The organism is Rossellomorea sp. FS2, from assembly GCF_047915635.1.
Classification (GTDB): Bacteria; Bacillota; Bacilli; order Bacillales; family Bacillaceae_B; genus Rossellomorea; species Rossellomorea marisflavi_A.
Map to the genome: position 1 here is coordinate 388,979 of NZ_JBLRVS010000004.1, position 14,404 is coordinate 403,382.

The window sequence follows — 14,404 nt, forward strand, 5'->3', positions numbered from 1 at the left end:
TATTCACTCTTCAACCTCAACGGCATGGGTGTCAGTTCTATTGATCTTTCAATTCCACTTCCCAGTCCTCCGCCAGTTCTTCGATATGTTTGTTTAACGTTGTGACCTTTTTATTATAGTCTGCAAGCAGGTCATCGGACTCTTCCATCAAGGCATCATCGGTGGCTTCGAGGGCGTCCTTTCGTTTATGAAGGAATTCAAGGTAGAGTTCTTCTGCCTCACGTGTCTCTTTTACTAATTTTTTCATTTCAGATTTTTTATAGTTCCAGGAATCTATCTGATCAAGAATGTCTTCATAACCAGGAATGGCATCATTTTCGATGGCAGCCACCACTTGATCAAGATCCTTGTTAGGACCCTTCGATGCTTCAATCATCGATTTTCTGGCGTCCGCTTCCATGGATCCCAGCTCAACTAGATCTTCATTGATGAAGGCAATCAGTTCTTTTTGGCTTTTATACGTAAAGAACGTATAATCCACGCTGCATCCGGCTAAGACCATCGTGGCCAAGCAGGCTAAAAATAGTTTTTTCATAGGCATCTCCTTCTCCTCTCTCTTATGTACAGATCAGGGTTTGATTATCCCGACTAGCGTCTTTTTTACAACATTTCCCACTATATCATGGATACCTTTACCCATAAAAGTACCTTTTTATTCATTTAAGCAACGGATTTACCAGAATGAAGGGCCTACAATCTAAAAAAAAGGGACGGTTCCGTTCAGGCATCAGCCGATCGGAACCGTCCCTTTCTTAATCACGCTGGTCTTAGCATTTACACGTCTGACTGTTTTGACGCACCGGAACCGGCACCGTGCGTCACTCATACACTTCCTCCCGGGTGTGGAAGTCGTCGGCGATGATGGTGGTGTCGAGGTTGGCTTTGTTGACGGCGGTGGGTTGGAGGAGGACGGATGGGACTTCGATTTTGCCGTTGTTGATTTTTTTGTCGGTGTCGATGTATTCACCGCGTGCGATGGAGATGGCGAGGGCTGCCGCTTCTTCGGCCAGGATGTTGATCGGCTTGTAGACGGTCATGGCCTGGGTGCCCTGGACGATGCGGCGGACGGCGTTGAGTTCGGCATCCTGCCCGGCGACGGGGATCTTCCCGGCGAGTCCCGCTTCCTCCAGCGCCTTCTCGGCCATGCCCGCGGTGGCATCGTTGGCGGCGATGACGGCATCGATGTCCTGCCCGTTCGCTTCAAGGGCCTCTTTCATATTCTCATAGGCGTTCTCGGGCAGCCAGTTGTCGGTCCACTCATCGTACACCACCTGGATCTCTCCCCGGTCGATCGGCTCCTTCAGTACGTCAAAGACGCCTTTCTTCAAGAGGTGGGCGTTGTAATCCGTTTCCGCCCCGCCGATATACACATATTTCCCCTTGGGAACAAGTTCGGTGACGGCATCTGCCTGTAGCTCCCCGACCCGTTCGTTATCGAAGGATACGTACAGGTCGATGTCGGCATTCCGGACGAGACGATCATAGGAGACGACCTGTATGCCGGCCTTATGGGCTTTTTGGACGATGGCCGCGGCGGCTTCGGCGTTATACGGGACGATCACGAGGACGTCGACCCCTTCTGCGATGAGGGTTTCCGCCTGCAGCACCTGAAGGGCATCATCCCCACGTGCCTCCGTGATCAACACTTCCGCTCCCTGCTCTTCCACGGCCTGCTTGAAGAGATCCCGGTCCCGCACCCATCGCTCCTCCTCCAGCGTGTCCATGGAAAATCCGACCTTCACGGGACCTGGCGCTTCTTCTTTTTCTTTATGGACCGGCACGACCGGCTTATCTTCTTCGCATCCGGCGAGGATCACCCCGAAGAAGAGGAGCCACGCCAGGTGACGCATCGCTTTCCCCATGCCCCATCACCCTTCACACATGTTGTCCGAGCAGGCTCCTCCGATACTCTTTCGGGGAGTGCTTCGTCATTTTCTTGAATACCTTGCTGAAATAGTTCGGGTCATGATACCCGACTTCGTAGCTGATTTCCTTGATGCTTTTCTCTGGATCCTTCATGAGCCCCTTCGCCTTGTCCATGCGGCATTCCGTGAGAAAATCGATGTAGTTCATCCCCTGCTTCTCCTTGAACATCTTGCTGATATAGATCGGACTGAGATGGACGGTCTGGGCCAGGGTATCAAGGGACATATCCTCGTGGGAGTGGTCCTGGATGTACTGCTTGATCTGCTGGAACGTGTCGGCTTCCGTATGGCTGAAATGTTTCCGATAGGCTTCCTTCATCTCATCGAGGAGGCGCTCCGCTTCCTTCCGCAACGTGCGGTAGTCCGTCGGCTGTACGGAGAAGAGGGGCTCCTGCGTGTCGATCCCGCTCTCACTGAGGACGCGGGACGTCATCCACAGCACCTGAAGGATCCGCTGCTGGGAATAGATGATCGGCGTCCTTTCTTTCTCCAGGGTGGTGATGGCGTTGATCACCTGGGTATGGACCCGGTCCCACTGGCCTAAGCGGATGTTTTCCATGAGCTCCTTCTGGTCGGTCATCGCCTGCTCCCGTGTTTCGGGCTTCAGGGGGATCTCCTCGAAGAACCGGTACCGTTTCCGTCCCTGTGTATCGACGGTGGCGAGCATCGCTTCCTGATAGGAACGCCTCACGTCATCCAGTGAGGAGCAGACGTTCCCGATGCCGATGAACCAGTCCTGTTCCGCCCCGAGGGAAAGGAGTTCACGGGCGAGGGCAGTCGCCTGGGAGCGGTAGGTGGTCCCGGGCTCCCTGAAGACGATGAGGGGCAGCTGCCGGCCATATAAGGCACCGGTCCAGCCACGCTGGCGGATCGCCTGACGGATCTCGGAATAATGGCCATCGCCGCTTTCCGGAAGGAGGAGGACCATGACGAACAGATCCCCTTCTGCCGGAACGTCCAGCATCTCCATGAGCAGATCCACATGCACATCGTGGACATGGTCGAAAAGGAGCTGGGTCACGACGTCGGTTTCGACGAGCATCCGTGCCCTCTCCCATTTCTCCTGCTGATCGAGACTCGCCACGTGCTTACTGCGCTCTGCCTCGATTTCACCGAGGACCTTCCCGATCGTCGCCACAATCTCCGCTGCCTTGCTCGGCTTCAGGATGTAGTCCTTCGCCCCGAGCTTGATGGCTGCTTTCATATAGGAAAAGGTATCATAGGCCGTCACCATGATGAACTTGATATGCGGCTGTTCCGCCGTGATGGCCTCGATGGCTTCAAGCCCGTTCATCCCCGGCATCTTGATGTCCATGAGGACAAGATCGGGACTGAATGTGGCCGCCATGTCAACGGCCACCCTTCCGTTTTTCGCCTGTTGGATGACGAGATCGGGGAAATGCTTCTCCAGGATGAGCTGCATCCCTTCCCTTTCCATCGGTTCATCATCCACGATGAGCAACTTGATCATGATTCTCCGCTCCTTCCCGTTTGATTCGCAGTGTGATGGTCGTTCCCTTACCTTCTTCGCTTTCGATTTCAATCACATCCTCGACGCCGTAAAAGAGGCGCAGGCGCTTCACGACGTTGCTGAATCCGATGCCGGTCGAATGCCCTTCCGGCAGTGCTTCTTCCTCGACGATCTGACGGATTTTTTCCCGGAGCATGCCCGCTCCGTCATCGCTGATCTCCACCGCGATCCCGTCTTCCTCCTCATACACCCGGAAGCGGATGCTGCCACCGTCTTCCTGAGGTTCGACGGCATGAATGACGGCATTCTCCACAATGGGCTGCAGGGTGAGGGCCGGGATCTTCGCGTCCAGGCAAGAGGGATCGATGTCGGTGGTGAACTGAAGGCGATCGGCAAACCGTGCCTTCTGGATATCCATATACTGAAGGAGCACAGCGATCTCATCCCCCAAGGTGACGGAGCGGTTCTGGCGCTTCAGGTTGTAGCGCAGGATGCCCGCCACGCTCACGAGGAGGTCACTCGTCTCCTCGGACCCTTCCATATAGGCCTTCTTCGACAATGTATTCAGCGTATTGAAGAGGAAGTGGGGATTGATCTGACTCTGAAGGCTCCTGAACTGACTTTCCTGAAGGAGGAGCTTGCTTTCCTGCAGCTCCCTCTCTAAGGCGGCCTTCTGCTTCATCTCCGAGATGAGGTTGTTGATGTTGATCCGCATCCGGTCGAAGGTTTTCGCGAGGAAGGCGATCTCGTCATTCCCCTCCACCTTCACCTCCTGACTGAAATTCCCCCGGGACAGCTCGTTGGCGGCCTTTGTCAGCTTGAAGACAGGGCGCGTGATGCCGAGGGAGAACCAGTACGAAGCAATCAGCAAGAGACAGGTGATGAGGAGGAGCACCCAGATCCCGAGCTTGATCACTTCGGCGGACTGCTCCATGATCCCCCGGTAGCGCACATTGTACGTCGTGAGCTCCTTATCGATCAGGGTGAGGGTCATTTCGGAAATATATCCCGAGATCCGGTTCGCCTCGGCAAACTCCCTTGCCGCCGCTTCCGCATCGTTCTCTTCCTGGAAAAGGAGGAAACGGTCCGTGGTCTCAACGAGGCTGTCGATGAGATTCAGATAGTTTGATAGGGTGAAATCATTATCCTGGTTCCGCAGGCCGTCCACGACGGTTTTCCCGTCCTTCATCTTTTCTTTGCTTGCCTGCAGTTTGGCGAGATTCCCGTCGGTGGTCTCGACCATATAGTTATTGAGATCCGTGACCACCTGCTGGCTGTTCCGCGATACCTCATTCATGCCGAGGTAGCGCTGGAGGATATCATTGTATTGTTCGTGTGTGCGGTAATTGTAATAGGTCAGGGCGAGCCAGATCGCCGACATGATGATCATGACGACCGTGATGAGGGTGAGGATCTTCTTCTGTATGTAGGTCATCGGTCGTCACCTTTCACGATCTTTACGTCGGTTATATAGCCGGCGGGGTCAAGGGGTACCGTCTCCCCGTTCAGCCATTCCTCCATGAGCTGCACGCTCCACTCCCCCATGCGTTCGGGTTCCTGTTCGACGACGGCGTTGATCTTGCCCTGGGCAAGGAGCGTCATGGATTCAGGACCGTCATCGAAGGAGTAGATGAGGTACGCCTCCTCTTGAGAGCGCTTACTTATTTCCTCGATCATGGCCCCGAGATTCCCCGCATTCACGGAGATGAACGCATCGACATCGGGCTCGCGGTTCATGACCTCACGGGTCGCCGTGATGATCTGATCGCGGGCGCTGCCCGTCTCCCCCTCCACGATGGTGATGGATGGGTAGTCATCAAGGACGGAGCGGATGCCTCGTATTCTCTCATTCTGATTGTATTCACGCTCGGCATCCACCATGAGGACGACCTTGCCCGCATCGCCCATTTCCTTCACTAGGGCATCGGCCATGAGCTTGCCCGCTTCGAATGGATCGGAGCCGATGTAGGTGCGGCGGAGGCTCTCACTCATGGGCACGTCATTGGCAACCGTGATGACGGGGATCCCGTTGAAGGAGGCTTTCACCTTCGTCAGCTCCTTGAACTCAGGCGTGTCCATGCCCTGGATGAGGATGCCGTCGACTTTCGACTGGATCGCGATCTCGATATTCTTCAGGAATTCTTCTTCATTCTTCCCGTATGTCCCCCACACCTCGAGACTCACGCCTTCCTTCTTCGCCTGCTCCTTCGCCCCCGTCGCCACCTGATCCCAGAACGGCGTCTGCGTATCCTGGGTGATCAGGACGAGCCGGCGCTGCTCCTTGGCAGCAGGCATCGTTTCCCGCAGGGGCCCCTCATCGGCCAAAAATACCTTCTTCGCTGACAGGAACGTCAGATGACACAGCATCAGCACCCCCACACACAGCACCACCAACCCGATCTTCCTCACGTCCCATCACCTCCCGTACATGCCAAATCTCCTATGCCTATCATAGCACGGCAATGCCCCGTGCGCTTCCTATTTTTTGGGTGGCGCACGGGGACGGTTCCTATGTGCCACGTTTATCCGCGGGTGGTGCACGGGGACGGTTCTTGTTCGTCATGCCACACCCTGCCACACCCTTCGGTTAAAGCATTCTGGCTGACGCTTCGGAACCGTTCCCTTGTTTCATTCCCTCTCGAATGCCTCACCGGAACCGTCCCCATGCTTCACTCACCAAACGCCCAAAAGGACGACCCTTTTGGGGCCGTCCTGGTGCGTCAGCGTTTTTTGCGGGTAAGCACGTCGAAGATGACGGCGCCTGCGAGTACGCCTCCGCGGATCATGTATTGGTAGGAGATCCCTACTCCGAGAAGGTTCATGCCGCTTGTGAGGGAGGCCATGACGATGGCACCGATGATGGCGCCTGTCACTTTCCCTACTCCTCCGGCACTGGATACACCGCCGACGTAAGCCGCGGCGATGGCATCAAGCTCGAACAAGGTCCCGGCCGTTGTCGTGGCCGATTGGAGCCTGGAGGTGAAGAGGATTCCCGATAGGGCGGCTAGCATCCCCATGGAGCCAAACACGATATACGTGATTTTTTTGACGTTGATCCCGCTCAGGTGAGCCGCTTCCGGATTGCTTCCGACGGCGTAGATGTGACGTCCGAGGACGGTTTTCGTCGATAGGAAGTGATACACCACCACGACGAGGAGGATGATGACCATCGTCCAGGAGAAACCGTTGTATCCGGCAAGGATCCATGTTACGTAGCCGATGATGGCTGAGACGAACACGAGCTTCAGGGCAAAGATCGGCGCTGAAATGACTTCGAACTCGTACTTGATCTTGTTGCGGCGTGTGGAAAATTCGCTGTAGATGTACAGGAGGATACCCACGACTCCGACCAACAAGGAGAGGAGGTGAAGACCGTTCACCTGTGTCAGGGACGGGATGAACCCGTTCCCGATGGCATTGAACTTGTCATCCTGGATGATGATCGTCCCGGTCTTCTCCGTCACCTGGAGGAGCGCTCCGCGGAAGATCAGCATGCCGGCAAGGGTCGCCACGAAGGACGGGATGCCGATTTGTGCCACAAGAAGTCCGTTAAAGAGTCCCACGACCGCCCCGAGGACGAGGATGATGGGAATGGTCAACCACGGGGACAAGCCCGCCTGGGTCAATAGGATCGCCGCGATGGCGCCCAGGAATCCCGCAGCGTACCCGACCGATAGATCGATGTGGCGGATGACGATGACGAGGGTCATCCCCACGGCAAGGACCGCGATGTATCCAGCGGAATCCAATAGATTACTAATGTTCCTCGACGTCATGAACAGCCCGTCGGTCATGAATGTAAATGTTAGAATGATAACGAATAATGCAATGTACATCCCGTAGTCACGGATGTTGTCCCGGATCAGCATCCTTGTTTCTTGAAAAATATTCATCTCTGTCTACCCCCTTATTGCGTTGCTAGCTCCATGATTTTTTCCTGATTGGCGTCTTCGACTTGAAGCTCGCCTTTGATCTGGCCCTGGGCCATGACGTATACGCGGTCGCTCATGCCGAGGACCTCCCCGAGTTCCGATGAGATCATGACAATACTGAGGCCCTGTTCGATGAGCTCATTCATCACTGTGTAGATCTCGAACTTCGCCCCAACGTCGATTCCCCGCGTCGGCTCATCGAGGATGAGCAGCTTCGGTCCGACGAACAGCCATTTCCCGATGGACACCTTCTGCTGGTTCCCCCCGCTCAGGTTCCCGACGAGCTGTTCAAGGGATGATGCCTTGATATGAAGGGATTTATGATATTTCTCCCCTACCCGTATCTCTTCATTTTCATTGATCACGCCGGCCTTGGAGGAAATGCCCCCGAGGTTCGCAGCGGAAATATTGCTCTTGATATCCTGGAGAAGGAATAGTCCATCATCCTTCCGATCCTCCGTCACGTAGGCGATGCCCGCCTTGATGGCATCACGCGTATGCTTCAGGACGGTGAGGGTGTCGTTCCAGATGAGATCCCCTTCTAGTTTGTAGTGCTTAGCGTTGCCGAAAATGCTCATGGCAAGCTCGGTGCGCCCGGAGCCCATGAGTCCTGCGATCCCGACGATCTCGCCTTTTTTCACCGACAGATTGACGTTCTTGATCACCTGGCGGCCGAGCTGCGGATCATACGCCGACCAGTTATGAAGCTCGAGGATGTTCTCGCCGTGCTTCTTGTTCGGACGCTTCGGATAGATATCCTGGATATCGCGCCCGACCATGTTCTTGATGATGACGGGTTCTGTGATCTGGCCCGTTGAGGCATCGAGGGTGCAGATCGTCTGCCCGTCCCGGATGACCGTCGCCTTGTCGGCGATATGGATGACCTCTTTCAGCTTGTGGCTGATCATGATGCACGTGATGCCCTGTGCCTTCAGATCCTTCAAGAGCTCCAGCAGGTTTTCGCTGTCGTCTTCATTCAGGGCCGCCGTCGGCTCATCGAGGATGAGGAGCTTGACGTCCTTACTGAGTGCCTTCGCGATTTCCACGAGCTGACGCTTCCCGACGCTGAGGTCGCGGATGAGCGTATCGGGATTCACATCGAGCTTCACTTTCTTCAGAAGCTTCTGGGCTTCCACGATCGTGCGGTTCCAGTCGATGAACCCGCCGACTTTCACTTCATTCCCTGCAAAGATATTTTCATAGACCGTGAGATCCGGGAAGAGAGCGAGTTCCTGATAGATGATGGCGATGCCTGCCTGCACACTGTCACTGATTTTGTTAAATTGCTGAACGTCCCCTTCGAACACGATGTCCCCCGTGTAGGTCCCATATGGATAGACGCCGCTCAGCACCTTCATGAGCGTGGACTTCCCAGCCCCGTTTTCCCCGATCAGACAGTGGATCTCGCCTTCCTCGACTTTGAAATTCACATCGCTCAGTGCTTTGACCCCTGTAAACTCCTTGGAGATATCATTCATCTCCAGCAAATACTTCTTCAATTCGTTAACCCCCTTTAACAAAAGCAATGACAGGTGGAAAAGTGGCGGGATTGCCCCGCCACCACATCCTTCTTACTCCAAACCTGTAAATTCGCTAGCTTCATAGTATTTGGAATCAATCAGCTTTTCTTTCACATTTTCTTTATCCACCACGATGACTTCCGTTTGCTTCGCTTCTACTTCTTTCTTCCCATTATCGTAAGAACCGGTTGTTTCAGGTTTCTTATCATCAAGCACGTCGACTGCGATACCCATGGCATCCGTTACAAGTGTGCGGACATCCTTGAAGACCGTCATGGACTGCTTGCCGTCGATCACATATTGGATCGATGCTTTCTCTGCATCCTGACCTGTGACCACAAAGCTCTTCACTTCTGAATCGGAACCGAATACATCCGCGATGCTTCGTGCCGTACCATCATTCGGTGCAAGGACGGCTACGTCACCCTTCATGTCCGCTCCGACTGCTGTCAAATGCGTTTGAGCCTTGTTCTTGGCTTCGTTTGGATCCCAGTTCGTTGTGACCTGACCGAGGATCTTACTCATCTGGTCACGGGTGAGTTCTGCCGTATCCTTCAGGCCTTCTGCTTCACTGGAGTTAGCAATCTTGAACGTGCCATCGGCGATTTTCGGTTGAAGGGCTTTCCAAGCTCCTTCGAAGAAGAGGAACGCGTTGTTATCAGACGCTGCCCCGGCATATAGGTAAAGCGGTACATCCTTGCCTGTTGCGTGGTCGATCAAGTATTGGCCTTGAGCTTCCCCAACCGCGACGCTGTCGAATGTCACGTAGTAATCAACGGCATCCGTGTTCGTGATCAAACGGTCGTACGAGATGACCGTTACGCCTTCTTTTTTCGCAGACTCGACAGCCGCTGCTGCAGCGTCCCCGTCCTGAGGCGTGATGATCAGGACATCGATTCCTTTATTCAGCAATGTTTCCACATTTTCTTTTTCCTTGGCAGATGAACCCTGACTGAACAAAATCTCAACGTTGTAGTCCGAATCCTTCAGCGCATCCTTAAAGCGTTTTTCATCCTGAACCCATCTCGGCTCATCCTTCGTCGGAAGAACGATCCCGATATCGACACCGGATTTGCTCTTTCCACCGCCTGAGCTACTGCTGCTGCCACAAGCGGCCAGCATCCCCATGAATAAAGCCAGAACCATTAAAAATGAAGCCATTCTCCACATCTTCTTCACACTTGAATCCCCCTTTAACGTGTTGGTACATCTTGATTATATGGGTCCTTTATCATGAATGTAATCGCTTTCACTAGCACTCTTTTGGTATCGCCTGTATTTTTTTGGTGTTGGGGGTTTGGGAGGAATAGGTTGGGTGATGGCTGCGAGTTTTTGTGGGGAGTGTGGTGTGGATCGGAGCTTGAATGGTGGACGGTCGTTCAGGGGGGATGGCGGTGGTGGCTCGGGGTTGGAATGATGGATGCGGTCTGTCGGTGAGTGCCCGTTAGTGGTTGTTGGCGTTCGCACATAACGTGGCCGATTCAGCATTCAATCGCTTATTTGATTGGAATGTCGCAAGTGGAAAAACGGTGAGGCTGGGAGTTCGCAAATAACCAAGCAGATTCATATGGAACAGCATTCAATCGCTGATTTGACTGGAATGTCGCAAATAGAAAAATCGTAGACCCGGGAGTTCGCAAATAGATTTTCGTTTTTCGCAAATAAATTTTTAAAAGTCGCAAGTATTTTTTTGATTTTCGCAAGTAAATCGATCTTCAATAGTTTCGAATCTTCCCGTTCGACAAGGTTCGACCAGATTCACAGCGTGTTTGGATGATTCAAGGCCTTTTTGAACAGATCCGTTGATATGACGACTGGTAAACGCATGGTAAATCAGGGCAATTCTCGTATAAAACTAGATTGTTAACGATATCGGGAAAAAGTCGCAAAAAAGCTGCATGCGGTCCAATCAGAAATGACCACCATCCATTCCCCCTACCTAAAAAAGACCCCCAATACCTTACGGCTTCGGGGGTCCCTCCATTATTTCATCAACCTCGGTACGACCTTGATGTACACCAGCTCCCCCACGAGCTCGACGATCGTCTGGGTGACGATGACGGCTGCGGCGAGTCGTGCCCAGTCACCCGGCAGAGCGAGGGCGAGGGGCAGCACGACAAGGGAGTTCCGCGTGCCGGCGCTGAAGATGAGGGCACGGCCTTCCCCCGTGTTGAGCTTGAACAGGGCGGCAATGGAACGGGAGATGATCGGGCTGATGACCAGGAAGAGCCCGTAGATCGGAATGACACGGACGATCGCATCGAGATCGCTGTACACCTTGCCGATCTGCGAGGCGACAACGACGATGAGCACAAAGGCCATGAACGGGACGGGAAGCCACGCGGTCCAGTCGAGGAACCGGGCTCCGGCCGTCTTCCTGCCTGCCCACATCTGTGTGAGGAGCGCCATGATGAGCGGCGCCACGATCAGGAAGAGGAAGGCATCCAAAAAGGGACCGACGCGCACGATTCCGGTCATGTCTCCACCTATGAACAGCCATAGGTATACCGGTAGCAGGAGCATCTGCACGACGAATAGCACGGGCGTGGACGCAAGCATGAGCTTTTCATTCCCTTTCCCGAGCTGAGTGAACACGATCACGTAATCGATGCACGGCGTGAGAAGCACGAGGCATACGCCCAGCAGGACGGGCGGCGCCAAAGGAAAGAGTGTGATCAGTCCCCAGACAATGACGGGCACCGCGATAAAATTCGCAATCAATAATGCCATCATGAATCTCAGATTCGACAGGGCTTCACGCAACTTCAGGAACGGGATCTGCGTGAACATCCCGTACATGAGGATCGCGATCAACGGTGAGATGGCAGCATCCAGGCTCCCTGCTCCAGGACTGAGGAGCCCCACTGCCCCGCTGATGAGGAGGGCGATCGCATAAATCCATATTTGCTGGTTTTCCAGCTGGTCTCTTGTAATCTTCATTTCTTACTCCTTCTATACATGGATACTAGTAAGTGTATAGGAAGCACTGTGGTATCTCAATAGCGGCGCATGGGGACGGTTCCTATGCGCCACCATGCACCACAAAAAAAGAAGCACGGGGGCTGCCCATGCTTCTTTTCGTTCAATTCCCGTCGTAGAGGGTTTTCTCTGCGAGCTCGGCGAGTTCTTGTGCTTTGGCGCTGATTTCCTGGATGGTGGCTGAGAACTCCTGGATGGAGCCTGATTGGGTGTCGGTCAAGGTGTAGACTTCCTGGAACGACTCGTTTAGGGACAGAAGGAGTCCCTGGATGTTCTTGGTGATGTCATTGATCTGGGTCACGTTCTCTTTTGAGTTCGTGGCAAGCTTGCGGATCTCGTTGGCCACGACGGAGAAGCCCTTACCGACTTCGCCTGCACGTGCCGCTTCGATGGCCGCGTTCAGCCCAAGGAGGTTGCTTTGATCCGAGATGCCTTTGACGACTCCGGAGATTTCGCCGATTTCCTCTGCGCTGGAGCTGACGTCTTTCATCTGGTCAGTCATATCGGTCACTCGGCCTGACAGTTGGGTGACGGAAGTGCTGATGTCTTCAATGGACGCAGCGGTTTGCTCGACGATGACGGAGAAGCTTTCGGCCATTTCAAACAGGGCACTTGCCTTCTCCAGGCTCGTCCCGATCCCGACCCCGCCAATGACGTTCCCTTCGTCATCATGAAGAGGGATGGCACGTGCGATCAGGGGAAATCCGAACAGATCCTTCGGAAGGACCGCCGTCAGTTCTTCGTTGGAGCGGATCGCCTTCGTGACGATATCCTCGTCAACGAGGGGATCACCCGGCTTGACGTTCAAGGCGAACGTCTTCCCGGGGATGTTGATGATGAGCTTTTCCGTGTCATAGATTCCAACGGTGATGTCATCCTGGATCAGGCTGTTCAACAAGGGCGCGACCTGGACGAATGATTCTAGTACACTTTTGTTTGCCATCTTCATTCACACTCTTTCTATTAATAAGGTAGTTGACGCTGACCGTAGTTGACTGAGATCCATTTGAGGGTCGTGAATTCATCAAGACTCCACTCCCCGTTCATGCGGCCGATACCGGATTGCTTTTCCCCGCCGAAGGCCACGATCGGCTCATCGTTGATGGTGATATCGTTCACGTGGATCATGCCGGTGTGGACCTTCTTCGCAAATTCCACTCCGCGTTCCAGGTTCGATGTATGCACGGCACCGCTAAGCCCGAAGCGGGTTTCGTTGGCGATGGCGATCGCTTCTTCTTCCGTATCGAATGGAATGACGCACACGACCGGACCGAAGAGTTCTTCCTGGGCAACGGTCATATCCGTCGTCACATCCGCGAGCACGGTCGGTTCGAACAGGCGGCCGCTGTTGTTTCCTCTGAGCACAGGGTTCGCTCCTTCTTCGATTCCTTTTTCGATGAGGGCGGCGAGATTTTTCGCCTGGCGATCGTTGATCACAGGTCCGATGATGGTGTCCGGATCTTTCGGGTCACCGGTTTTCAAAGTCGAAACCTTTGCCGTAAATTTCGTCACGAACTCATCATAGACCGAGCGCTGTACGAGTACGCGGTTGGCACACATGCAGATCTGGCCCTGGTGGGTGAAACGGCTGAAGGCTGCTGCGTTGACGGCGTATTCAAGATCTGCGTCTTCCAGTACGATGAAGGCACTGTTCCCACCAAGCTCAAGAAGAGGCTTTTTGAAGTTTTTCACGGCCACTTGACCGATATAGCTTCCGACGCCGGTTGACCCGGTGAACGAGATGATGCGTGGGATCGGATGCTCCACGAACGCGTCCCCGATTTCCTTGATATCTGCCACAACAACGTTCAGAAGGCCTTTTGGCACCCCTGCTTCTTCAAAGATCTTCCCGATGAGGGTCCCGCCTGTGATCGGGGAATCTTCATGAGGCTTCAGGACGACGCCATTTCCGGCTCCAAGTGCAGGTGCCACCGATTTGACCGATAGGAAGAACGGGAAGTTGAACGGACTGATGACGCCCACGACACCAGCCGGGATGCGATACAGTCTGTTTTCCACGTCGTCGATCGTAGACGGCAGGATCTTGCCTTCCATGCGGATCGGGAAGGTGGCTGCTTCTTTGATCATGTTTTTCACAAGACCGATCTCGAATACGGCCTTCAGTCTTGTCCCACCGAGCTCATCGATGATGATTGAAATGATCTCTTCTTCATTCTCTTCAATGTATGTCACGGCCTTTTCGAGGATGTCGCGCTTCTTGAACGGGTTTACTTTATCCCACTGGAGCTTCGCCTCTGCGGCTGCCTGGTAGGCTGCGTCGATGTCTTCCGTGTTTGCAAGTTTATATGTAACGATGGATTCACCGTTGTACGGGTTGATGTTCACCATTTCACCGGTGCTGTTCCCGTCTCTCCATTCGCCTCCGATGAATTGTTTTCCCAATGACTGTCTATTCATGTTAAAACCTCCAGGTATACTAAATATCCAACATTCTTCTTATCGGCTATTTAAGGAAAATCTTTACTGGGAAATGGATATTTCATCCCATATCGTTCTCACTATTTACCACAAAGCCCTCTGCACAAGCCTTATGGCCCACAAAAAAAGAACCGACCC

At 53.8% G+C, this 14,404-nt stretch carries 11 protein-coding genes; all 11 read right to left on the minus strand.

Going from position 1 to position 14,404, the window contains the following annotated elements; translation table 11 throughout:
* Positions 1–37 precede the first annotated feature (37 nt).
* The 11 genes from ACNA6I_RS12745 to ACNA6I_RS12795 all read right to left on the minus strand — a co-directional run bounded on the left by ACNA6I_RS12745 (position 38) and on the right by ACNA6I_RS12795 (position 14,245).
* Complete coding sequence (locus ACNA6I_RS12745; RefSeq protein WP_148796593.1) at positions 38–535, minus strand: hypothetical protein; 498 nt, start codon at positions 533–535, stop codon at positions 38–40.
* 283 nt (positions 536–818) lie between these two features.
* The gene (locus tag ACNA6I_RS12750) at positions 819–1,862 is read right to left on the minus strand and encodes a sugar ABC transporter substrate-binding protein (RefSeq protein ID WP_048005309.1); all 1,044 of its coding nucleotides are present in this window, start codon (positions 1,860–1,862) and stop codon (positions 819–821) included.
* 13 nt (positions 1,863–1,875) lie between these two features.
* Entirely contained in the window at positions 1,876–3,396 is a 1,521-nt protein-coding gene (locus ACNA6I_RS12755; RefSeq protein WP_148796595.1) for a response regulator, read from the minus strand.
* Positions 3,371–4,831 (minus strand): sensor histidine kinase, encoded by a 1,461-nt coding sequence (locus tag ACNA6I_RS12760; protein WP_148796597.1) that lies wholly within the window; start codon positions 4,829–4,831, stop codon positions 3,371–3,373. Before ACNA6I_RS12760 ends, ACNA6I_RS12755 begins: the two co-directional genes overlap by 26 nt.
* A complete protein-coding gene (locus ACNA6I_RS12765) occupies positions 4,828–5,805 on the minus strand; it encodes a sugar ABC transporter substrate-binding protein (protein ID WP_148796599.1) in 978 nt (325 codons plus the stop codon). The genes ACNA6I_RS12760 and ACNA6I_RS12765 overlap by 4 nt, the downstream gene beginning before the upstream one ends.
* 311 nt (positions 5,806–6,116) lie before the next feature.
* Entirely contained in the window at positions 6,117–7,289 is a 1,173-nt protein-coding gene (locus ACNA6I_RS12770; RefSeq protein ID WP_048005313.1) for a sugar ABC transporter permease, read from the minus strand.
* A 14-nt stretch (positions 7,290–7,303) separates the two neighbouring features.
* Positions 7,304–8,827, minus strand: coding sequence for a sugar ABC transporter ATP-binding protein (locus ACNA6I_RS12775; protein ID WP_148796604.1), 1,524 nt, complete (start codon positions 8,825–8,827; stop codon positions 7,304–7,306).
* A gap of 72 nt (positions 8,828–8,899) precedes the next feature.
* Positions 8,900–9,970, minus strand: coding sequence for a sugar ABC transporter substrate-binding protein (locus ACNA6I_RS12780; protein ID WP_375540498.1), 1,071 nt, complete (start codon positions 9,968–9,970; stop codon positions 8,900–8,902).
* Between the two features lie 861 nt (positions 9,971–10,831).
* Complete coding sequence (locus ACNA6I_RS12785; RefSeq protein WP_416313431.1) at positions 10,832–11,788, minus strand: arsenic resistance protein; 957 nt, start codon at positions 11,786–11,788, stop codon at positions 10,832–10,834.
* Between the two features lie 142 nt (positions 11,789–11,930).
* Positions 11,931–12,770 (minus strand): methyl-accepting chemotaxis protein, encoded by an 840-nt coding sequence (locus ACNA6I_RS12790; protein ID WP_416313432.1) that lies wholly within the window; start codon positions 12,768–12,770, stop codon positions 11,931–11,933.
* A 20-nt stretch (positions 12,771–12,790) separates the two neighbouring features.
* Positions 12,791–14,245: an aldehyde dehydrogenase family protein gene (locus ACNA6I_RS12795; protein ID WP_416313433.1), complete on the minus strand. Its 1,455-nt coding sequence runs from the start codon at positions 14,243–14,245 to the stop codon at positions 12,791–12,793.
* Positions 14,246–14,404: the final 159 nt, after the last annotated feature.

Bases quoted from the DNA above. Each gene is read 5' to 3' on its own strand.
- ACNA6I_RS12750 (WP_048005309.1), bottom strand. From the start codon at position 1,862: ATGGGGAAAGCGATGCGTCACCTGGCGTGGCTCCTCTTCTTCGGGGTG.
- ACNA6I_RS12760 (WP_148796597.1), bottom strand. From the start codon at position 4,831: ATGACCTACATACAGAAGAAGATCCTCACCCTCATCACGGTCGTCATG.
- ACNA6I_RS12785 (WP_416313431.1), bottom strand. From the start codon at position 11,788: ATGAAGATTACAAGAGACCAGCTGGAAAACCAGCAAATATGGATTTAT.
- ACNA6I_RS12790 (WP_416313432.1), bottom strand. From the start codon at position 12,770: ATGGCAAACAAAAGTGTACTAGAATCATTCGTCCAGGTCGCGCCCTTG.
- ACNA6I_RS12745 (WP_148796593.1), bottom strand. From the start codon at position 535: ATGAAAAAACTATTTTTAGCCTGCTTGGCCACGATGGTCTTAGCCGGA.
- ACNA6I_RS12770 (WP_048005313.1), bottom strand. From the start codon at position 7,289: ATGAATATTTTTCAAGAAACAAGGATGCTGATCCGGGACAACATCCGT.
- ACNA6I_RS12795 (WP_416313433.1), bottom strand. From the start codon at position 14,245: ATGAATAGACAGTCATTGGGAAAACAATTCATCGGAGGCGAATGGAGA.
- ACNA6I_RS12755 (WP_148796595.1), bottom strand. From the start codon at position 3,396: ATGATCAAGTTGCTCATCGTGGATGATGAACCGATGGAAAGGGAAGGG.
- ACNA6I_RS12780 (WP_375540498.1), bottom strand. From the start codon at position 9,970: ATGCTGGCCGCTTGTGGCAGCAGCAGTAGCTCAGGCGGTGGAAAGAGC.